The sequence below is a fragment of the Novipirellula caenicola genome, assembly GCF_039545035.1.
In the GTDB taxonomy this organism is placed as follows: domain Bacteria; phylum Planctomycetota; class Planctomycetia; order Pirellulales; family Pirellulaceae; genus Novipirellula; species Novipirellula caenicola.
In genome coordinates this window covers 1-22,304 of record NZ_BAABRO010000002.1, presented here as the reverse complement: position 1 = coordinate 22,304, position 22,304 = coordinate 1, and the positions used below count along the sequence as shown (strand labels likewise).

The window sequence follows — 22,304 nt, the reverse complement described above, 5'->3', positions numbered from 1 at the left end:
CTCCACGCTCTGGCAAGCGTCGCTACGAAAAGCAAATGCCGTTGCCTGCCGCCTGCACATGCGTCACGCCGCGATCCTATATCGCGATCCCTACTTCGCGATCCCTATTTCACGATCTTAATTCGCGATGCAAAACTACTTCGCAATGCAAAACAGATGTTCTTCGCCACGGATGAACATCTCGTTGTCAACGATCGCGGGCGTAGCATCTACGGTCTCGCCCATCGAACTCGTCGCCACCACCTTTAGCGTCGGCGAATCTTCGATCACCACGACCGACCCGCTGCGATCGAACAGATAGACATAGCCTCCTGCGGCAACGGGGGATGCATAGATGTTCTGCAGTCCTGGCAATCGCTGCGTGCTGTAAAACAGTTTCCCCGTCTTGGCGTCGACGCACGACAACAATCCCGATTTGCCTTTGTAGAAATAGATGCGTCCAGACGACAGCAACGGTGAAGCGATATCAGGCGTGTCGCGATCCAAGTGCCACACCACGTTGCGGGTTCCTGCGATGTCGCCGCGGCCGTCCAGCTCGAATGCGCCCAAGAACGCACCACGAAATCCGCTGCCAATGTAAACGATTCCATCGGCGTACACCGGACTCGCTGCAGGACGCTCGGTTTGACCCCCGCACGACCACAACTCGTTGCCGGTTTCCAAGTCATAGCTGCGAGCGGTGGTATCACCATTCATGATCACTTGTTTTTTGCCATCTGACGGAACCACCAGCGGCGTGGCCCAGCCGGTGGGTTCGTCGCGTTCGGTTTTCCAAATCGTCTTGCCCGTTCGCTTGTCCAACGCGTACAGCGCCGAGTCACCTTCGTGGTCCCACGGCAACAAGATCATCTCGCCTTCGATCGTGGGCGAGCTGCCTTCGCCAAACGAATTCCGCGTTTGCATCTTGCCAAAATCGTCACGCTTCCACACCAGCTGGCCGTCCATTGTGTAGCAGTACAGGCCGCGCGAACCAAAATGCGCGTGAACGTGCTCGCCGTCGGTACAGGGCGACGCGGATGCAAAACTGTTGGTTGCATGCGTCGGTTCATGAGGCGTCGACGTGGTGGCGACCGCGTCCCAAACCAAGTTGCCGGTCCCGCGATCAAAACACAGCAGTTTGAAACTCAAACGAGGCAGTCCGCCTGCGCGATTCGCATTGCTCGCCGGTTCGCTGGTGACGACAAAGACACGATCCTCCCACACCACCGGCGAACCCGAGCTGCGACCTGGAATTTTGACTTTCCATTTCACGTTTTTGTGGCTATCGAATTCAACCGGCGGATTGGCACCGGGCGCGACTCCGTTACCCGTTGGCCCACGCCAATGAGCCCAATTGTCGGCGTGGACATCCGCGGTCATCCACTGCGAAAGACATAGCAAGCTTGCCAGTCCGGCAATCCAAATAGAACGATTCATAATAATTACACTCAGTGATAATGGGGCCGAGGACTTCGACGCGCGATGAAGATGGCCATCGAGGATTGGAGGATGACGCCGTCTTGTCGGCGGACTGCGATCGGATTGGGGGAAGGCAGGGCGGCATTTTACAGTACACTACGGCCAAGGTCATCAAGGTCTCCTTGCTCGGCCGATCCTCAATTCACCTATTTTTCCCGTTTCACCGTCATCGATGCCTGCTCTGCAAACCCGACCCTCCAAGGACGCTGAACCACGTTGCTATCGCTGTTTCCGGCCCGCCGAGGCCTGTTTCTGCGACGTGATTCCCGAGGTCGATAACCAAACCGACGTGTTGATTTTGCAGCATCGCCGCGAGCGGTTTCACCCGTTCAACACCGCCCGCATTGTCAATCAATCGCTCCGCCGCTGTGATTTGATGACCGAGCACAACGTCGACCTCAACCGGCGGTTCGATTCACTGCCGCTGTCTGATCGCGTCGGTGTGTTGTACCCCGGCAACGATGCGAAATTGTTGAGCGAACTTTCGCCTTCCGAACGTCCCGAGCAATTGATCGTGATCGACGGCACATGGCATCACGCCAAAACGTTGATGCGGGATATCCCTCGACTGCAAACATTGCCGCGGTACCGATTGGCACCGGCAACCCCTGGCCGCTATCGAATCCGCCGCGAGCCGAACGAACATGCGCTATCGACGCTCGAAGCCACCGTGTCAGCATTGCGGGCGATCGAGCCCGAGACCGAGGGGCTTGATCGGTTGCTTGGTGCGTTCGAGCGGATGGTCGATGACCAACTCAATCACACCCCGTCAGCCACCAATTGGCGAGCCAACCAATCGCGGCGTCGCGGTTCGGCCAACGTGCCACGCGTTTTGACACGCGAGCTCGAGAATGTCGTCGTCGCCTACGGCGAGCAAGAGAAGGGAGAGCGGCTGGATCGCGGAGCACGCCGAGGAGTGCGCAATCGTTTCCGCGCCAAACCGATCCTGTGGACTGCCGAGCGGCTGGTCAGTGGCGAGCGATTTGAGTGCATGATCGAAACCGACTCGGGGCTCGACAGTGATTTTCTCGGTCGTCTGCAGTTGACCGAGCATGACTTCGCCAATGCCGTCTCGGTCGATACCTTTCGCGAGCAGTGGCGAGCATTCTTGCGACCGACCGACCACGTTGCTGTGTATCATTCGAACACTGCAAAGTTGCTGAGGAACGTCGATGCCGAGTTTTCCGACACCTTGATCCTAAAGTCGATACATATGAAGTCGCACACCAAATCCGATTCACTCGAGTCGTTCTTGGTCGACCAAGCGATCCAGGCTCAAGTGGACGGCAGTTCCCGAGCATCGCTACGGCTCGCCAACGCCGTCGCCTTCGCAAAGCACCTCAGCCAACACGAGACCACCCCGCAACCCTAGCAGCAAAGCACACGCAATCACGAAGGGTTAGCACGCGAACACAAATCCTTGGTTGGTCGAAAACCGCGAAGCGATGGCATGTGGTAGACACCGTCGTCAGTCGGTGGTTATTCCGCGCTCATTCTAGACCAGTCGCAACGCGACGACAGGCGTTTTCACCCAACGATTTCCTGTTCGAAGACGTAGCGTGGATCAAATTCGATTGCATGTTTCTTGAGCATTGCTAGGTACTCATCGCGGAAGGTCCGTTTGCGATGATGTTCCCGTTGACCCGCAATGTACGCCTTGACTTCATTCGCCATCGATTGACTGACTGAGAATGCACCGTAACCAAGTTGCCATTGGAATTTGTTTTTCAACCATTTTTGCTCGTTGATCCACTTCGATGAGTTTGCTTTTAGCAATTGAATGGTCGCAGCGATTGCAAACGTGGGATGGATCTTAAGCAACAAATGAACGTGATCTTCAATTCCGCCCGACTTCAGTAGTACGGCTTTGTGCTCCTTTATTGTTCCTCCGATGTAAGCGAAGAGGTCGTCTAACCAATCTGAGTGAAGAAGTGGCTTACGATATTTGGTTGAAAAAACGACATGCACAAGAATACCGTGATGAGATGACATCGTCCGTTCTCCTGTCGTTGGATTACGACAACTTGTGTTGGAGGGCTTTTCCCCGAAATGTATTCTGGGACTATTGTCTATCCTCGCGTTGCGACTGCTTGATTGCAAATCGCAGGGCGAGGGCAAGTTGCGAAGTCGCGTGCTATCATTAGTTGGCCACCAATCTGACAACCGGGGGCAAGTCATCATGCCGTCGCTTCGCGACTCGGCAAATTAAGTGCAACGTTTTCCCCGGACTGACGTCCGGGGCTACAGCCTGTCGTCGCGTTGCGACTTGCGGACAACAAAATCGCGAAGCGATGGCATGTGAAAGCCACGGACGCAAGTCCGTGGTTCGCAAACGATCGATTCAATCCAGTCGCAACGCGACGACAGGCGTGCCTTTCGAGGTCCGCGGGCAACGACCCCACGTATCGGCAAACCATGCGATTCGACACTTCAACGGAGACTGCATTTCTGTGCGATCTCATGCCGTCGCTTCGCGACTCGCAGACAACAAAATCGCGAAGCGATGGTATGTGATAGCCACGGACGCAAGTCCGTGGTCGGCAAAGGACCGACTCAATCCAGTCGCAACGCGACGACAGGTTAACGTCTTCAAGTTCTTGCGATTTGATGTGGCGCATGTGGCTACCGATAAGGCTGTTGCCTGTCGCTGCGTATGATACAATGCCTGTCGTCAGGGCCGTGTTTATCACTACGTTTAGCCTGCATGTTCGGTGGCCAGCGAATGTGATACTCAACAAATTCCTCGGCATAAGTGTTACGCCGCTACGATTCCAAGTAGATGGAATTTGGGGCAGTTGCGTGTTAAGTCCTTTCTGCATCGGAGTCCTCAAATGGATCTATTAGATTCGCTGCAATTGTTGTCTTCGCGTCTAGAACAGTTGTTGCCCAGCATCAAGACGGAAGAAGCAACCAAAAACGCGTTAATTATGCCGTTGCTAAATTCGCTTGGTTACAACGTGTTTGATCCAACGGAAGTGGTTCCAGAATTTGTTGCCGATGTCGGAACCAAGAAGGGCGAGAAAGTTGACTACGCGATCTTTATCGATGGCAAAGTGACTCTGTTGGTTGAATGTAAGCCTGTCGGGGCACCGTTGAGTCTTAATCACGCAAGCCAGCTATATCGCTATTTCTCAGTGACCGATGCGAGGTTTGCTGTTTTGACGGATGGTTTGCGGTATTTGTTTTACAGCGATTTGGAATCGCCAAATCGTATGGACGAGAAACCTTTTTTCGAGTTCGATGTCCGTGAGTTTGACGAGCGATCGGTTTCGGAGTTGAAGAAATTCTCGAAGCCGCTATTTAACCTTGAAAATATCCTCAGTACGGCGAGTGAGCTTAAATATGCACAGCAAATTCAGAACTTAATCGCCAACGAGTTTGAAAATCCAACGGATGAGTTTGTGCGATTGTTTGCGTCGCAGGTCTACACGGGGCGCATTACATCGAGTGTGCAAGATCAATTTCGTTTGCTCGTCAAATCGGCGCTCCGAGAGTTCCTGCGTGAGCGTCTGACGACGCGGCTTCGTTCTGCTATTGATGGAGTGTCATCGGAAGCGATTGTTGCTGGAATATCGAGTCCGGCTACCGAAGAATCCGACGATAATGCAGATGGGATCGAGACCACGGTCGAAGAAATCGAGGCGTTTCATATCGTGCGAGCGATCCTTGCAAAAGTGATCGACCCGGGGCGAGTGGTGATGCGCGATACGAAAAGCTATTGTGGTGTTTTGCTCGATGACAACAACCGCAAGCCGATTTGTCGGTTGAGGTTTAACTACTCGCAGAAATATATTGGCTTATTCGGTTCGGATAAATCAGAGACTCGCGAAAGCATTGAATGTTTGACTGACATCTATCAATTTGCGGATCACCTTATCGAGACCGTGCAAGCTTACGACCAGCGACTTAGTAAGGTTTCCGAGGCAACCAGCCTGCAAGAACAAGAAGCCGCCGAGTGAAGCAAAGTTTGACATTCGGCGCGGTTCGCCAAAACGATCTACCCGCAATTAACGCGACTCGACGCGAACGTTTTTACCTACGAACCTATTCGCGTTTATTCGCGTGATTCGCGGGCCCACCGGCGGTCGACCTTTTTCCCCGGACGGACGTCCGGGGGGACAGCCTACCGTCGCGTTGCGACTCGCAGACAACATCGTGGCGAAGCGATTGCAGGCGAGAACCACGGATGAAAGCCCGTGGTTAGCTGCGATTTTTTGAGGAGGCTCGCGGGGATATTGCCTTCTAACCGAGCTCAAACCGAACCATTTGTCTTAAATAAGCGGGCGGGTATGATCGCCTGTGCACTGTTTGGGGGGCTGAGCGAGGCGTACTAGGAGCCACGGAGGGATCTCGCTACGCTATCGCTCTGAAATTCGTTCCCGGCGTCTCCTACCGTGGTGTTGCATGAAGACTGTGAGCTATTTTGCGGGCGTGCTGTGCTGTTTCTTGGTGGCTGCTGGCCCGTTGCCAGCCGAACACAATGCGGCAGCGAAGAAAACACCCCACATCCTGGCTCCTCAAGATCACAACATGCTCCGTAAACATTTGGACGAAAGCGTGCTGCGTGGCGAAGTTCCTGGGGGCGCCTTGTTGCTGGTGCACGAGGGCCAGACGGTTTTCAAAGACGGATTCGGGTTTCGCCATATCAAACACGGCAAACCCTTTACCGCGGACACGCCGTTTCACGTCGCTTCGATTTCTAAACCGATCATCGCCACGCTTGTCGTGAAGCTTGCCGCGGAGCGGCGATTGGATTTGGACCGTCCGATCGATGCGTATCTACATGAAATGAGTGACCTGGTGCTCGAGTCCGGCGAGCGACCCGTAACCATACCGACGCTGCGTCAATGTCTCAGTCACACCGCTGGCTTTCGCTCGGACTATGACGAGGGAGGACGTCCGTGGCTGCGACTTCGAGGTCAAGGGATGACGCTGGCCGATGCGGTCACCGACGAAGCCAAGATACCGATGCCGATCCATCCCGGTACCGAATTTGCCTACAGCGGGATTGGATACGATATCGCGGGCCGAATCGTCGAATTGTCGACCGGCAGTTCACTTGAAACCGCGATTCAAACGGAGTTGTTCGAGCCGCTGGGGATGACGCAGACGACGTACTATCCCGACGAAGAGACTGCCGAACAGATGGCCGATTTTTACTGGCTCTGGCGATCGGACGGAAAGTTTCGCCGCAAGCTGCCTCCGCCGCCCATTCCAGCGGGGAAATACAAGTCCGTCGGTGGCGGGATTGTTTCGACACTCGACGATTTGAGCAAGTTCATGTTGTTGCACCAGAATCATGGGGTGCATGATGGCAAAACGTTCATCCCACGTGATGCGATCGAACAGATGTATCGCGGCGATCGACCGGGCAAGTTCTATGGACTTGGCTTTATGCTCAAATCCACCGGCAAAGATGGGCTGGCGAACCAGATTTCGCATTCGGGATCGAGCGGGACGTTGATGTGGCTGGACCGACAACGGCAGAGTATCGGCGTGTTGGCGACTCAGCATCGTTTCAGCGATGGAAAGAAAATGCCTGAGTCGCAAAAACGAATCCCTGCCGATGCACCGACATGGCAAGCGACCACCAAGAAAGAGGTTCTGGACCCGTTGATGGATCGACTGCAAAAGTCGAACGAGCGTCTAGTGGGTGCCCCGCAACGAAAACCGTAACAGACGCGAGTGTCCCTCACCCCGCGCAGTGCAACGCACTCGCAAGATCGCGTGTGATCTCTTAATCAAAATCATCCTCTTGATCTTAATCCCGCCAGCGTTGTCAAACGGTCGGCAAAATCCTGGGCTGCTAAAAACTTCGGTGTTGATATCGGGGGTTCATGGTGATTGTCTTCGGCGTATGTGGATGTCACCTCCCCACCGACGAAAGAGTGTGTTGGTTTGGTGGCATTGATTACAGGCTGGAGGCCGACACACCCTCTGCCGGCGGCGTGAGCCGCCGGCTACCGGAGACGGGGAAACATAGCCCAGCGGGCGGCACACTCTCGGTCAGTGTGTCGGCCTCCGGCCTTACGGCGACAGGTCGCCCCTAAACCGTTGGCTCACGCCAACGGCAGGACATGTTTCGGACTCCGGCCTATGCGATTGCTGCGAAATCAGCATCGGCGAAGTTGATAAAGCGCTGGCAGGAACCATCCCGAACGCAAATCACAGCAGACGTAATGTTCTAGCTGGCGACCCGCACCTCAACCGGCACGACGTGGGGGCACCTTAAAAAAACTCTTCGCGATACCAGCGGATCGCCACTCACCACCGAATCCTCCAACTCTATCATTACGGATCATCGCTGCGTCGGTTGCCCACAGAAGATTCAGGCACGCAATGTGCTCAAAAGGGCAACGCTGTGAAGAATTTAGAGACGGCAAATTACGGCATTTGCATTCCGTAGCTACGCTCGCCAGAGCGTGGATGGTTGCCAGCCAAAACGAAACACCACCTTCTGGCGAAGGTAGCTACGAAAAAACGCTTCACAGCGTTGTCAAAAAGGGGCTCAATGCGAAGCCGATTCGCCCCCCCCAAAAAACAATCCAGAACATTCGAGGTCGACGATGAACATTGATTTGAGCGAGAAGGTGGTCGTGATCACCGGTGGTAGTGAAGGGATTGGAAAGGGAATTGCGGTCGAAACTGCCAAGTGCGGCGCGAAAGTCGCCGTGATCGCTCGAGACAAAGATGAGTTGCAAGATGTCGTTGATGCGATCGAATCCGATGGCGGAACGGCGTTTTTGGCAACAGCCGATGTGACGAACTCATCGGAAATGAAAGCGGCTATCGAAAAGATCGTGGACCACTTTGGACGACTTGACGGTTTGGTCGCCAATGCAGGCACCAATGGGAAATGGGCGCCGATTGATGAGCTAACACCGGAGGAGTGGCGGAGTACGATTGATGTCAATCTGACCGGTACCTATCTCGCGGTTCATCATTGTGTTCCCCACCTGCGGCGACAAGGCAGCGGCAGCATCGTTATCATGTCATCAATCAATGGCACCCGTACGTTCAGCAACGAAGGGGCGTCGGCGTATGCGGCAAGCAAAGCGGGTCAGTTTGCCCTCGCCAAAATGCTGGCATTGGAATTGGCGCCGGCAAAAATTCGCGTCAACGTGATCTGTCCGGGAGCGATTGAATCGGAGATCCATGATAAAACCGAACGCCAACATCTGGAGAAAATCGAAACCCCTGTCGAGTTTCCCGAGGGCAACATTCCGCTGACGGGTGGCGAATTTGGAACACCCACCCAGGTCGCCTACCTCGCCGCGTTCCTATTGAGTAATCTCTCCGATCATATCACCGGCACGCCTGTATGGATTGACGGAGGCCAATCGTTAATCGTTTAGTTAGAGAAGCAACACATGAATCCATTTCCACTGCACACGCAGCGTCTCGAGCTGGTTCTTCCGTCAGTCGAAGAAATGTTGACGAAATGTGGCTTCCCGCACATCGGCGAGGTGATGGACCCTGACAACGGCTTGGTCTGGAGATGGGAGAAACACCCAATCGCGGTCTGATTCCAGCCGAACTCAAACCGGTCTGCTTTGGCTGGTATCGAGTCGCCTGCGAGGTGGTGATCGGAACACAGATGGCGAGCGGATTGCTTGGCGGTTAAGCTGGTTTGTTCATCTACGGAACCTCCGGTCCACTCGGACAGGTTCGCATCGAGGAGTGCATCCATGCAGCATTACGACTTCATTGACGATGACGGCCAATCGTCATTGAGACTGCTGCAACGCAATCCATCGGATCGACTGCAACCGCTAGTCGGACTGCGTGTTCACATCCGTTGCTCTGACTGTGTTGCCGGCCTGGATGTCGACGCCGAGTCTTGGAGCGGATTGACTCGATTGTTCACGCACCACTACGATGAATGCCATTCGGCCGCATGGATCTCGCCGGCAGGAGAATGGAAGCTATCTGTCGAGCGGGATAATGGTGGTGTTTTTAAAATCACATCCGAACTGGATTCGCTTCTTGACCACCACCGCTGGCAACTGCGTACTCAGTTCACAATGTCGGCAGACCGTTTTCAGCTGACTTGCACCGAGATACTGGCATTCCTTGGGACTTGTCGGTGAGAACGTCGATTCAATGGCTGCGGCGTTGGTGACGTAGCCTAGGCTTCCAGCCTGGGAACCACTGCAAACCCAGGCTGGAAGCCTAGGCTACGTTAAATTCAATGTCCTTCAGCAATGCAATCGACGTCCCTTAGGCACTCGGCACGGCGGCCTTAGCGAGTCCAGATGATGTGGAAGCTGCCGGTGTGGAACGCTTGTCGCTCGTTGATCTGCAGATCGTAGTTTGCGCCCACTGTCGTGTTGCGATGTCGGTACGCGTTACCGCCGAAACCCACCAGAGCCCAGTCACGGCCTAAGTCCAGACCATCGAGGGCAAAACTTGTTCCGTTGAAACTGCCAGTAACCGTGGTCGCAGGATCAAGGAACTCGTGCATCCAGTGAACGCGAGTGGTCGGCTGCCAGTTCCAAGACGAATGCATCAAGTTCCGACTTTCGCCGTAGCAATGAGCTCCCAGGATGCTACGGAATGAATTCGCATCGATATCATCGACCTTGACACCTCCCGTCCCCGTTTCGGTGAAATCGTCCTGGTGTACCCAAATGTGTTGCAGGCTACTGGTAGGCTGGATCGTCAATGATTGCCACGATCGCGTCCAGCCACGTTCCAGAAAGACGCCGGTCTGGACGCCGCCGAATTCGCCTTCTACACCTCCCGAACGCAAGGTTTCGTGGTCGTTGTAGCCCGCGGTTCCGGCCAAGATATAGTAGTTACCTTGATCGTCTTGCCGATGCAGGAAGACGCCGGCCTGTGTCCCGTTGATGTCCGCACGAGTGCCGTCATCGGAACGAATCGCCTGGTAGCCATAGTTGCCAAACAGTCCGCATAACGTTTGCGGGTCGATGCGTCGGAACACTCCGAACTGTGTGCCGCCAGCGGCATAGTCGAAACCGGCCGCCATCCCGCGTCCGTCCGCCTGTCCTCCAACGCCGTAACCTTCGATCCAACCACTTGCTTTGCCGTTGGTTCGATAGCCGTGGGATGAATGTGATGTATCGCCAGTGGTTGGATAATGCCCCGCGGGGCCTAGCATCTCAGCATCGACGTAGCTGACCAACTGTAAATCATCTGTTTGGTGCGCGGCGTCTAAGGCGACGAATTGGATGCCGCCGCTGTTGGGTTCGCCCGGAGCGTTAAGGATATTGTGAAGTTGATTTCGCAGCAATTGGAACTGGAATCCACCGGTTTGAATCAAGACATGAGTGGTGTTGCCCAGCAGATTGGCTAGGGATGATTCAGCGGAAGCGGATCCTGGGGCCGGCGTCGGGTCAGGCGTTGATAACACCAAGTGCAGCGTCGATTCTTTTTGGATGTTGTAGTCGGAAAGCGTGCGACCATCTTCGAGTTGTTTACCCGCAAAAATCAGTCGTTGCTGGTCTGGGGGGATGCCAGCTCGATCTTGGATCTTTTGTTTCACATTTTCGATGCTGTCCGATGCTTCGACGTCCAGCGTGATGGTTTTACCGGTAAGCGTCTTGACGAAAATCTGCATCGCCGAAGCCTCCGACGCCATGGTCGCACCGACGAAAAACAGCATTCCAAGGAAGAAGGAACGGGCGGTTTGATAACCCATCGACATAAGAGAATTCGAGGTTGCAAGAGGAGCGGTTCGCACATGAACGCGATGTGCACGAGCCCCGTTCATCGGATCGTCACCAACGCCAATTCAAATAGATTTGCCACAAACCTAATAACCGGATTGACCGGTCTCACCGAGCACCCGGATGGCGAATTCTCACCCCACTAACGTAAAGACAAAGTGGAACATAGAAAGTAGTGGACAAGGCAACGAGTCCCAGCTTTGAAGTAATGGACCAGGCAACGAATCCCAGCGTTAGAAGTAGTGGACGAGGCTACAAGTCCCAGCGTTAGAAGTAGTGGATGAGGCTACGAATCCCAGCATTAGAAGTAATGGACGAGGCAACGAATCCCAGCGACCGACTGGCGCGACGGGACTCGCAACCTTGTCCACAACAGAGAATACGCTTCCCCCCCCGCGTGATTGGTCACAGAACTCGAATGACGAAGTTATTTCCGAACAGCGCCTCGCTTTGTTTGCAATGCTTCGCGAAATGATTGCGGCATATTTTGGAAAACCTCCTCGACCGTGCCGCTGAGCGAGGTGTAGGTGGTGCTGTTGGTTTTGATCTCAGGATCCGCTCCGTGCTCGAGCAACAACCTCAGCACAGCAAACGCCTTGGTCTGTGTCTCTTTATTTTGTAGCGGCTCGGTGTGGATGGCCCAGCGATCAAACAGTTCAAACAGCGGCGTTTGCCCCCGCTGGTCTCGCGCATTGACGTCGGCACCGTTGGCGATCAGCCGTTCGCACATCTCGAGGTGGTGAAAGCGGGCCGCTTGATGAAGTGCGGTCGATTTTTCGAAATCTTCCGCGTTGATGTCGGCACCCCAGTCCAAAAGTTGCTCGATCCGATCTGGCTGATCAAATTTTGCAGCGGAACACATCAAATGGCCTGCGTTCTGCGCCAAATTTGGCTCGGCGTTCTGTTCCAGCAATGCATCGTAAACTTCGTAAAGGTTCTTCGCCGCAGCTTGGCAAAGGTAGTGCCGAGACGCAGACGCATCGGGTTGAGTGATGTCGATTCCATTGTTTAGTAGCGTCATGCAAGTGGCAATGTAACGGGCTTCTTCTTCGGCAGATCGATACTCGTTTGTGCCGTAAAATGCATGGTGAAGCGGTGTGCTGCCGCGTTTGTCGACGGCATTGACGTCCGCGCCTAGCTCGATCAACTTCTGGCAAATCTTTGCATGTCCGGCTCGAGCATGACGGTGCAGAATCGTTTCTCCGTTGTCGTTCTTGCGACTGGTCCACTGGTCGTCTGCACTCGTCATCGTTGCAGCGGCCAGCATCGGAAACATTGTCGACATTGCTTCGGGCATCGGGATGTCCGAATGATGATGGGGAATCAGGTGTCGCCGCATGGCAATGTGCAGCGGTGTGCAGCCGTCGTTTCTTGCAATCGTCGGGTCGGCGCCTGCCGCTAGCAACAATTCAGTGCACCGTGGGGCTCCGAAGTTCACCGCTTCGTGCAGCGCCGTATGGCCAACGTCGTTCTGAGCATTGATGTCGACAATCGGCTGTTGCCCAGGACGCTGCGTGTATCTCAAAAGCAATTCGAGTGCTTCGACATGATCTTCAAAGACGGCCGCAAACAGGATCGTGTTGCCTTTTTGGAAGAATTCAATGTTGGATTCGTACTCATAAGGCTCGTAAATGAGTGAACCCCAAAGATTGGGATCGTCCGAGAATTCGCGAATCAGGTAGCTGCATAGCTTCAAATCGTTTGCCATTGCGGCATGATACAGCGGATGTGCAAAGTCGCGGCGGTTGCAATACGAGGTGGCCGCGTCACTCTGGACGCAGTACTTTTTTTGCTCTCCCGCCTTGACCGCGAGTTCTGCCAATTCGGGCGAACGATGGTCAATCAGGGCGATCCGCAGCAATTCGTTGCCGAGCGTGGGATCCGGCTTTGCCCGCACTCCCTTGGACAGCAGATGCCGGCACAGATCGAGGTCGCCCGACTGGACCGCCGCCCGCAGATGAGGCTCGCCATAGCTGACCGGCAATTTCGCTTCCAAAATCTGCAGCAATCTCAAATCGCCAGTTGCGATGGCTGGGGCAAACAGGTCGAGGGCATTCGGTTCGATGTCCTCGGCGGCGCCGGCGGCGATCAGTCGCTCGACGAATTGCCGCCGCAGCGCTGGCTTCATGAACTGCACGATCGCTTGATGAAGGAACTTGACGTCATCGGCAGGCTCACCTTGATTGATGATGAAGTTCAGCATGTCCAGATTTCCAGAGGAAATCGCGAGCGACACTGGCGACGGCGCAGGCCCGTCACGCTGGTTGTTCACGTCCGCCGGCGCCAGTTCCGCGCCGTGGGCGAGTAATAGCTCGACCGTCTCGATGGATCCCGAAAGGATCGCCGCCTGAAGCGGTGTTTGTGCGGGGCTTGGCTCTTCATCACTTGTCCCGTGAACATCGAGTCCCGCGTCCAGCAACAGTTCACAAATCTCGGTTTGGCCGCGTCTGGCGGCGACGTGCAGCAAATTTTGACCATGGTAGGTTTCATCGGAGGGATGGCCCGACTGCAGTAGTTGACGTGTTCGTTCGACTTCGCCGTTGATCACTGCCTCGGCAAGCGGCTTTGCGCTGAGCTCGATGTAAGGTTGTGAATCCGTTTGGATCAGTGACGGAACCGATTTGTCACGCGGCGTGGAACGCGGTAGCGTGTAACCAGGAAAATGTTCCCGCAGCGACTGGAGTGTTTGAGGTGAGAGGTCCGGCGAAAATTCGTCCGGTTTACTTGGCACGCGTTGGACGGTTGCAGGTTCAGCTGGCAAAGGCTGTGACGCGGTTTGCGATAGCGACGTTTTTTGCGAATCGCGCGGTTCCTGGCATCCAACGACAGCCACCGCGATCACGATCATGGCAATCTTGAAATCGTGGCAGCCACGTAGGAAATGAACGCGAGACATCATTGTGCTGCAAAACGGACGAAGAGACTGCGAATGTCGAGGCCTTTCTAGTTTAGCAGACAGGCATCACGGACGCGGGGCGATTTCCCGAAGCAGCTGTCCGGCGGCAAGGCAATTTGAATGTTCTCACGGCGTGCTGCCGCTGTTGCTGCGTTTACAGTTTTCGCAGTTTTTCCCGTACTTCCATCAAGATTCGTCCGAGCATATTTTTGCCACTGCCGTCGCCGCCGTCACCCCAGTAGTCGTCATTCGCGGTGCGCTCGACCAGTTTCGCATTGCCGGTCGCCAGCAACCTTTCACGCAGGTCATCGTGCTGAGTGAACTTTGCCATGACCGCATCCCGCATCACGTTGTCTTTGATTGACTCCCAGTCACGGCGAAGCTTCTTTTTGCGATCTCGCCCAAGCCGAGCGGCAATCATCGGCGTCTTGGCCTTTCGCACTTCTTCTCGGTGACCATCGTGTTGGAATTTCTGCGCTTGAAAGTAGTGCTCGGAAGTTGGCCAGCGTTTTCCTTTCAGTTTGATCGAGTAGGCAGCAAAATTAGAAAACTCGCCATACTCGTCGTTCACGCTGTAGAAGTGGATGACGTTCGGTTCTGGCATGTCCCTGTCCTGGAGTTCCGTTTGGTGTAGGCGGATGTCAACAAGAGACAAAACCACGCCGAAAAGGTTCGGAAGATGTGAACCATTCCACGAGTTGTCCCGCGTCCCTCGCGTCCGTAGCCGGCGGATTCCGTTACATTATGACGCACGGACAAGACAATCGCGAAGCGATGGCAGACGCTAGCCACGGACGTCAGTCCGTGGTGTCGAACGAAACGTGACCGGAACAGTCGCAACGCGACGACAGGCTTTCTGTCGTTACATACGGTGTGAGCTTTTTTGCCACCGTTGCGAAAGTCGGTCTCGGACGGGTGCGGAAGAGTGCGATGCGAGGGGGCGTTCCGCAGATCCCGTTCGGCGATCGTCGTGCGTATTACATCGACAGAAAGATTGGTGCGACAGAAAAATGAGACGGCCACGGCGATTCGTGATTGAGTCTGATCGGCCAGTTCTTCCCCATTTTCTAACCCTTCATCTTTTAACCTATCGCAGCATCCCTGTTGCACGGCATCCGATTGGCGAAGGCACCCCCTGCCGTCGCTTCGCGACTCTGTGCGATGGGGGTGTGAATTTCCACGGACTCACGTCCCGTGGCTACCGCCTGTCGTCGCGTTGCGACTGGTCAGGCTGCATGGAGCGGTTAACTCTGGTGGCCGCAATAAAGACTGCCAAGTCGCCCGGTCTCAAAATTTTCCTGCCCCTCCCATCTTCCTGCCCAACCTCTGGTTGCTCAGAGCGAATCCGCCATCGCGCGGCGAGTTCGATGCGTTTTCGAGATGAGCTGTCCAGCATCCCGTCCTAAAATCTTTCTGTCGCACCAATCTTTCTGTCGTTACATACGGTGTGAGTGTCTTTGTCAAACGGGAATAGGTCGCCTCTGCATTTTGCGGTTGAGCGTGATACGACGCGATACTCTACCGATCACGTTCGGCTCCCATCGTGGATATGCATCGACAGAAAGATTGGTGCGACAGAAAAATGATAGTGCCACGGCGATTCGCGCTTGAGTTTGAACGTTCATCTCCACCCCATTTTCTAATCCTTCATCTTTTAACCTATCACAGCATCCCAGCGGCACGGCATCGAGTTGTCGAAGGCAATCGTTCCACGGACTCTCGTCGGTGGCTACAACCTGTCGTCGCGTTGCGACTGGTAGGACTGATGGGAATAGTTGGCTCCGATGACCGCAGCAGAGACCATACAGTTGTCCCGGGCTTTAATTTTCCTGCCCCTTTCTATCTTTCTGCCCAACCTCCGGTTGCACAGAGCGAACCCGCCATCGCGCGGCGAGTTCGATGCGTTTTCGAGATGAGCTGTCCAGTATCCCGTCTTTGAAATCTTTCTGTCGCACCAATTTTTCTGTCGTTACATACGGTGTGAGTGTCTTTGTCAAACGGGAACAGGTCGCCTCTGCATTTTGCGGATGAGCGTGATGCGACGCGATACTCTACCGTTCACGTTCGGCTCCCATCGTGGATTTACATCGACAGAAAGATTGGTGCGACAGAAGAATGAGACGGCCACGGCGATTCGCGATTGAGATTGAACGGCCAGTTCTTCCCCATTTTCTAACCCTTCATCTTTTAACCTTTCACGGCATCCCTGCGGCACGGCATCGAGTTGTCGAAGGCAATCGTTCCACGGACGCACGTACGTGGCTACCGCCTGTCGTCGCATTGCGACTGGTAGGACTGAGGGAAATGGTTGGCACAGATGACCGCAGTAGAGACCATACAGTTATCCCGGGCTCTAATTTTCCTGCTCCTTCCCATTTTCCTGCCCAACCTCCGGTTGCACAGAGCGAACCCGCCATCGCGCGGCGAGTTCGATGCGTTTTCGAGATAGGTTATCCAGTATCCCGTGTTTGAAATCTTTCTGTCGCACCAATCTTTCTGTCGTTACATACGGTGTGAGTGTCTTTGCCACCGTGCGAAAGTCGGTCTCGGACGGGTGCGGAAGAGTGCGATGCGAGGGGGCTTCCACAGATCTCGTTCGGCTCCCGTCGTGGATTTGCATCGACAGAAAGATTGGTGCGACAGAAAAATGATAGTGCCACGGCGATTCGAGATTGAGTCTGATCGGCCAGTTCTTCCTCATTTTCTAATCCTTCATCTTTTAACCTTTCAGGCATCCCTGCGGCACGGCATCGAGTTGTCGAAGGCAATCGTTCCACGGACGCACGTACGTGGCTACCGCCTGTGGTCGCGTTGCGACTGGTAGGACTGAGGGGAATAGTTGGCACCGATGACCGCAGTAGAGACCATACAGTTATCCCGGGCTCTAATTTTCCTGCCCCTTCCCATTTTCCTGCCCAACCTCTGGTTGCAAAGAGCGAGCCCGCCATCGCGCGGCGAGTTCGATGCGTTTTCGAGATGAGCTGTCCAGCATCCCGTCCTAAAATCTTTCTGTCGCACCAATTTTTCTGTCGTTACATACGGTGTGAGTGTCTTTGTCAAACGGGAACAGGTCGCCTCTGCATTTTGCGGATGAGCGTGATACGACGCGATACTCTACCGATCTCGTTCGGCTCCCCTTCGTGGATTTGCATCGACAGAAAGATTGGTGCGACAGAGAAATGATAGCGCCACGGCGATTCGTGATTGAGTCTGATCGGCCAGTTCTTCCCCATCTTCTAACCCTTTATCTTTTAACCTATCGCAGCATCCCTGTTGCACGGCATCCGATTGGGGGCAGCACTCCCTGCCGTCGCTTCGCGACTCTATGCGATGGGGGTGTGAATTTCCACGGCCTCACGTCCCTTGGCTACCGCCTGTCGTCGCGTTGCGACTGGTAGGACTGAGGTGAATGGTTGGCACCGATGGCCGCAGCAGAGACAGTACACTTGTCCGGGCTCTAATTTTCCTGCCCTTTCCCATCTTCCTGCCCAACCTCTGGTTGCACAGAGCGAACCGCCATTGAGAAGCGAGTTCAGTGCGATTTCGAAATAGGTTATCCAGTATCCCGTGTTTGAAATCTTTCTGTCGCACCAATTTTTCTGTCGTTACATACGGTGTGAGTGTCTTTGCCACCGTTGCGAAAGTCGGTCTCGGACGGCTGCGGAAGAGCGCGATGCGAGGGGGCGTTCCAAAGATCACGTTCGGCTCCCATCGTGGATTTGCATCGACAGAAAGATTGGTGCGACAGAAAAATGATAGCGTCACGGCGATTCGCGATTGAGATTGAACGGCCAGTTCTTCCCCATTTTCTAACCCTTCTTCTTTTAACCTCTCACTGCGTCCCAGCGGCACGACGCCGGGTGGGCGACAGCATCACCTGCCGTCACGTCGCGACTCTGTGCGATGGGGGTGTGACTTTCCACGGACTCACGTCCCGTGGCTACAACCTGTCGTCGCATTGCGACTGGTAGGACTGAGGGGAATGGTTGGCTCCAGTGGCCGCAGCAGAGACTGTACAGTTGTCCTGGACACTAATTTTCCTGCCCTTTCCCATCTTCCTGCCCACCTCTGGTTGCAAAGAGCGAATCCGCGAACCGATCGCGAATTAAGGGCTGCCTCCAGTCACGCTCCTCTGGGCTTCGCTGGGCGACAGCTTCCATCTTGGCGGTTTGTCGGTATCTTTTGTGCTTCCTGATCCCCCGACTCGCAGCCGCCCCAAAACAACGTGCCATTATGACTATGCAGCTAATCGTGACCCATCCGGGCGGAGCCCATAAAGACGATTTCCTCGCTTGCAGTCTGCTGGCGCACCTGCATCGCGTCCCGATCCAGCGTCGCGAACCAACGGATGAAGATCTATCCAATCCATCGATCTGTGTCGTCGACGTCGGCGGCGTGCACGATCCCGAACAAAACAACTTTGATCACCACCAATTTCCTCGCGACGCACCACCACTTTGTGCCTTGTCGCTTGTCCTGCAAAGCATGGGACTGTACGAAGACGCGTTGTCGTTCTGCGCTTGGCTTCGCCCGGCTGAATGGCTCGATACGTTGGGGCCAAACGAAACAGCCAAGTTGATGAACATCCCTCGATCGGCGCTCGGTGAGTTGAATTCTCCGCTCGACATCACGCTGCTGAACCGATTCGCAAAGCACACCGAACTTGGACCGCAAGACGCGCTGTATCAAGTCATGTGCATGGTCGGCGAAGACATCGTCGACTACTTGAAATCGTTGCGAGAACGATTGGACTTCCTGGCACAACATGGGCAATACTGGACCATCGAAACCGATGGAGAACCGATCGAAGCGTTGTTCCTCGAGAAAAGTGACGCGATTGCCGAGGATCCTTCGTTTGGCGTTTACGCATTCATCGAGAGCGAAGGGAAAGAAGACGAAGTGCATGCGTTGGTCTATCCCGATCGCCGCGGCGACGGATACGGGCTGACTCGATACAACGACAGTCCGCGTTTGGATTTTTCAAAAATCGAGTCCCATGACGACGTTCGCTTTGCCCACAAACGTGGTTTTGTCGCAAAAGTCACGACGACCGACCCCGCGAAATTGAAACAATTACTGAAAGACGCGATTGTCGAAAACGAACGCTAATCGCGACCAGCCATAGTCCAAAGCGTGCGGACGCACCATGACTATTTCACGAACGCTGTCTGCGTACAGGGGCCAATCAACAGTCGCTTCGCCGTTTGTTCATTTTCCGAAAGAAGGTCAAGCGTCATTGTTGGAAGCCGGACGTCGTAACGCGGCACATGGCGGATCGAAGCGGAGGCCAAGGTGGGGGAGGCTGCGTTGGGATTTTGTGAGACCACGCCAGCAAAACTGGTGGCCAACCGGGGATACAAAGCTTAACCTAAACATGCTGACCTCGGTTTACTCACCGCAGTGCGGGCCGCGATCCGGGGCTCACTCCGCTCCTCAGAATTAAACTCCGGTCCAGTTTTCTTAGTCGCTATCTAGCAGAATTCAAATGACGATTCGTACCTTGTGTGTGTTGGTGACGCTTAGCTGCGGCAGCTTGTTCGCAGCAGACCGGGATTGGGGCTCGCTAGAAATCCCGGCGAAAGCTGGAGAGGGGCGAACTTGGAAACTGCAATCTGTCTCCGATGATTTCAGCTACACAGCCAAGCCCACTGAGAAGCCAAGTGAATTCACCGATCGCTGGCGCGATTCATTCATCAATAAATGGCTTGGTCCTGGACTGACAGAGTTCAACTCAGGGCATTCGTATGTCACCAATGGCCATTTAGGAATTCACGCCAGCCGCAAACCGGATACGAAAAAAGTTTATACTGGCGCGATTTCGTCGAAGGAAACCTTCACCTATCCGCTGTTCGTCGAGGCGCGGGTTAAGATCAGTGGCCTTGTACTTGCCTCGAACGTTTGGATGCTCAGCTCGGATTCCACTCAAGAGATTGATATTTTGGAAGCCTACGGCAGCCAACGCGACAGTGAGACCTGGACTGCACATCGGCTGCACCTCAGTCACCATGTTTTCATCCGTGATCCGTTTCAGGACTACCAGCCCACTGACGAGGAATCGTGGTATTTCAATGGCACGAACTGGCGAAAAGACTTCCATCGGATCGGTGTCCACTGGCGCGACCCGTGGCACCTCGAATACTTCGTGGACGGCAAACGGGTTAGAACGGTGTCTGGTCGTGAGATGATTGATCCAAAGGGGTTTACGCGTGGCACCGGATTGAGCAAGCCAATGCACATTATCATTAATGCCGAAGACCAAGATTGGCGTTCTGATCAGGGGATCACGCCGACGGACGAGGAACTATCGGATGTCGAGAACGGCATTATGTGGGTGGATTGGATACGCGTCTACAAAGCCGAAAAAATGACCGGCGACGAACCATTGCCCCCGTGATAGGCGGGCCGCTTGAGCATGGGCTTCACGTTTTGGTTTAGAAATGGGGCGAAGGTAAACTGGGAGACACGGAGTGAGGAGTGAGGAGTGAGGAGTGAGGAGTGAGGAGTGAGGAGTGAGGAGTGAGGAGTGAGGAGTGAGGAGTGAGGAGTGAGGCTCGGGTGATAGCGGTTGCTGTTAGAAGGATTGGAGAGCCGGGTTGATGCATGCCTTGTTTACGGGCTTCATCTTTTTGCCAACCATTTTTTTGCCGGTGTTTGATCCTTGGCCGTGGTCTCGTTCGATTGGTCTCGCGGTCGTCGATTGGACAGTACGATAGTTATTCGTGTTGATTAGCGTGATTCGCGGGCAACAAAGTACGGCCAGGCAGCCTTGATCGCGATTCGAGCGTGCGAAGTGATGCCAAGCAAAGCAATATCGACTGAGAGCCGATTGCGGCCGTGACACTCTGGATCAATCAAGTAGACGACTCAGAGACGATTCGCTGATCCACTAGCCTGTCAGCCACTGGATAAGGATCAACGAGAGTGACGCCATTCGAGAAGTTGGTGGCAATTTGCGAACACAAAGCGTATCCTGACATCCGAGCGACACCGTGCTACTGGAACTTAGCCCGGCACGCTACGGTTGCCAGTGGAAACTGCGGTGGCCGGGACCGCTGGCGACGGCCGTTCTCTTACAAAATGCTGCGTTTTCACCTTACTTAGGATACCAATGACCGCGGATGAATTCGTTGAGTCGCTCGCTGCACTCTGCCCGACGGATGCGGAATTGCAATCGCACGGTTTGGATGAGAGCGACATCCAAGACATCAAGTCGACCTTCACGTGTGTGCCAAGGCGAGTCCCCTCTGAAGATGTTCACGCCACCAATCCGATTTTTGACCTGCTCAATCGCTATGATTGCACTTCAGTGCAACTGCCAAACTTTCGCTTCGCAGAACGCCCGCAGCACACCGAGAATGGAGTGTTGATCGGTTGGTCGGAGGCTGACCCGGTTTTGTTAGGCAACGGTTCAATTGCATGTCACGATCACGCCGCGCTGAACTATATAATCACGGCGTGTGCACAAGACTCCAGTCGGTTTCTGGCGGCATTGATACACTTTGCAGCCCATTACAGGAGTTCGGTATGGCGCGAACGGCGAGGAGAGCTCGGTCATGAATGTGCTTCCATCGCAGGTGCCCCATCAAGTTGGAAGTTCTATGTTTGAATCATTTATCAAATGATAGGCAGAACTACTTGATGCGCCGGCGTCGTACTTGCATTTTTCACCAATGGAAACTCAACTCTCTCGCCCCGTAACATCCCACCTGCGAGTAAGAAAACGACGTTGGAAGTCTTTTTCTATTCCAATAATCGATCATTCAAAGCCACGCCCCGATAGTTCGAGAACTGGATTATGGGGCGACAACAGGAGAGCAGATGTTTGTAAGAGGTGTCCCATCGAAAGAGAGATTCAATGCATGCCGGTTGATGCTGCCTAAACGGGGGCTACTGAACGAGAATGCCTTGGACACTATCGCCAATGAGTCCCACGCTGTTAATCGGTTGAAAGAACGAGGCTATACGTTACCATTGAGTGTTTTTTTTCGACCAAATCACTCAATGATTGGATTCGGCGAAGGCAATCATTACACCGGATTCAGTTTGATCAAAGAGCAGGTGGTATCAGACCAGTGCCGGTCAGACATCAAGTCATTATTCCAGCTGGACGGACTGTCTGTAGCCTTGGAGGCCCGGGCTTGTCTTTACCCACGTTTCGGTCGGGTGCCGTGAAACATTTTTGTGGAGAATGCAACGAATCCTCGGGGCAGTCGGGCCGTGGAACTGACAGCCGTTTGACTGATCCGAGGCTGATGCAATGA

General features: G+C 54.4%; 14 protein-coding genes. 9 read left to right on the top strand and 5 right to left on the bottom strand.

Annotation, left to right across the window (positions count from 1 at the left end; all coding sequences use genetic code 11):
- Positions 1–135: 135 nt before the first annotated feature.
- Entirely contained in the window at positions 136–1,416 is a 1,281-nt protein-coding gene (locus ABEA92_RS04210) for an outer membrane protein assembly factor BamB family protein (RefSeq protein ID WP_345682556.1), read from the bottom strand.
- A gap of 214 nt (positions 1,417–1,630) precedes the next feature.
- On the opposite strand from ABEA92_RS04210, the gene ABEA92_RS04205 reads away from it, so the two are divergent.
- Positions 1,631–2,830 carry a tRNA-uridine aminocarboxypropyltransferase gene (locus ABEA92_RS04205; protein WP_345682555.1) on the top strand — a complete coding sequence of 400 codons (1,200 nt, stop codon included), beginning with the start codon at positions 1,631–1,633 and terminating at the stop codon, positions 2,828–2,830.
- 155 nt (positions 2,831–2,985) lie between these two features.
- On the opposite strand, the gene tnpA is transcribed toward ABEA92_RS04205, so the two are convergent.
- Positions 2,986–3,450, bottom strand: coding sequence for an IS200/IS605 family transposase (gene tnpA, locus ABEA92_RS04200; protein WP_345682554.1), 465 nt, complete (start codon positions 3,448–3,450; stop codon positions 2,986–2,988).
- An 839-nt stretch (positions 3,451–4,289) separates the two neighbouring features.
- On the opposite strand from tnpA, the gene ABEA92_RS04195 reads away from it, so the two are divergent.
- The 5 genes from ABEA92_RS04195 (at position 4,290) to ABEA92_RS04175 (ending at position 9,548) form a co-directional block, all read left to right on the top strand.
- Entirely contained in the window at positions 4,290–5,417 is a 1,128-nt protein-coding gene (locus ABEA92_RS04195) for a type I restriction endonuclease (protein ID WP_345682553.1), read from the top strand.
- 445 nt (positions 5,418–5,862) lie between these two features.
- Positions 5,863–7,134: a serine hydrolase domain-containing protein gene (locus tag ABEA92_RS04190; RefSeq protein WP_345682552.1), complete on the top strand. Its 1,272-nt coding sequence runs from the start codon at positions 5,863–5,865 to the stop codon at positions 7,132–7,134.
- Positions 7,135–8,024: 890 nt separating this feature from the next.
- Positions 8,025–8,813 (top strand): SDR family oxidoreductase, encoded by a 789-nt coding sequence (locus tag ABEA92_RS04185; RefSeq protein ID WP_345682551.1) that lies wholly within the window; start codon positions 8,025–8,027, stop codon positions 8,811–8,813.
- 143 nt (positions 8,814–8,956) lie between these two features.
- Positions 8,957–9,082, top strand: a complete 126-nt coding sequence (locus tag ABEA92_RS04180) for a hypothetical protein (RefSeq protein WP_345682550.1) — start codon at positions 8,957–8,959, stop codon at positions 9,080–9,082.
- A 64-nt stretch (positions 9,083–9,146) separates the two neighbouring features.
- Positions 9,147–9,548, top strand: a complete 402-nt coding sequence (locus ABEA92_RS04175; protein ID WP_345682549.1) for a hypothetical protein — start codon at positions 9,147–9,149, stop codon at positions 9,546–9,548.
- 152 nt (positions 9,549–9,700) lie between these two features.
- Here ABEA92_RS04175 and ABEA92_RS04170 read toward each other — a convergent pair whose 3' ends face one another.
- From ABEA92_RS04170 to ybiA, 3 genes are all read right to left on the bottom strand, one after another.
- Positions 9,701–11,125, bottom strand: coding sequence for an autotransporter domain-containing protein (locus ABEA92_RS04170; protein ID WP_345682548.1), 1,425 nt, complete (start codon positions 11,123–11,125; stop codon positions 9,701–9,703).
- A 449-nt stretch (positions 11,126–11,574) separates the two neighbouring features.
- Positions 11,575–14,046, bottom strand: a complete 2,472-nt coding sequence (locus tag ABEA92_RS04165) for an ankyrin repeat domain-containing protein (RefSeq protein ID WP_345682547.1) — start codon at positions 14,044–14,046, stop codon at positions 11,575–11,577.
- 151 nt (positions 14,047–14,197) lie between these two features.
- Positions 14,198–14,647 (bottom strand): riboflavin biosynthesis intermediates N-glycosidase, encoded by a 450-nt coding sequence (gene ybiA / locus ABEA92_RS04160; protein ID WP_345682546.1) that lies wholly within the window; start codon positions 14,645–14,647, stop codon positions 14,198–14,200.
- Between the two features lie 3,629 nt (positions 14,648–18,276).
- Between ybiA and ABEA92_RS04155 the strand changes: the two genes are divergently transcribed.
- The 3 genes from ABEA92_RS04155 (at position 18,277) to ABEA92_RS04145 (ending at position 21,649) form a co-directional block, all read left to right on the top strand.
- Positions 18,277–19,152 (top strand): MYG1 family protein, encoded by an 876-nt coding sequence (locus tag ABEA92_RS04155; RefSeq protein ID WP_345682545.1) that lies wholly within the window; start codon positions 18,277–18,279, stop codon positions 19,150–19,152.
- Between the two features lie 403 nt (positions 19,153–19,555).
- Positions 19,556–20,437: a family 16 glycosylhydrolase gene (locus tag ABEA92_RS04150; protein ID WP_345683191.1), complete on the top strand. Its 882-nt coding sequence runs from the start codon at positions 19,556–19,558 to the stop codon at positions 20,435–20,437.
- Between the two features lie 714 nt (positions 20,438–21,151).
- Positions 21,152–21,649 (top strand): hypothetical protein, encoded by a 498-nt coding sequence (locus tag ABEA92_RS04145; RefSeq protein ID WP_345682544.1) that lies wholly within the window; start codon positions 21,152–21,154, stop codon positions 21,647–21,649.
- Positions 21,650–22,304 lie beyond the last annotated feature (655 nt).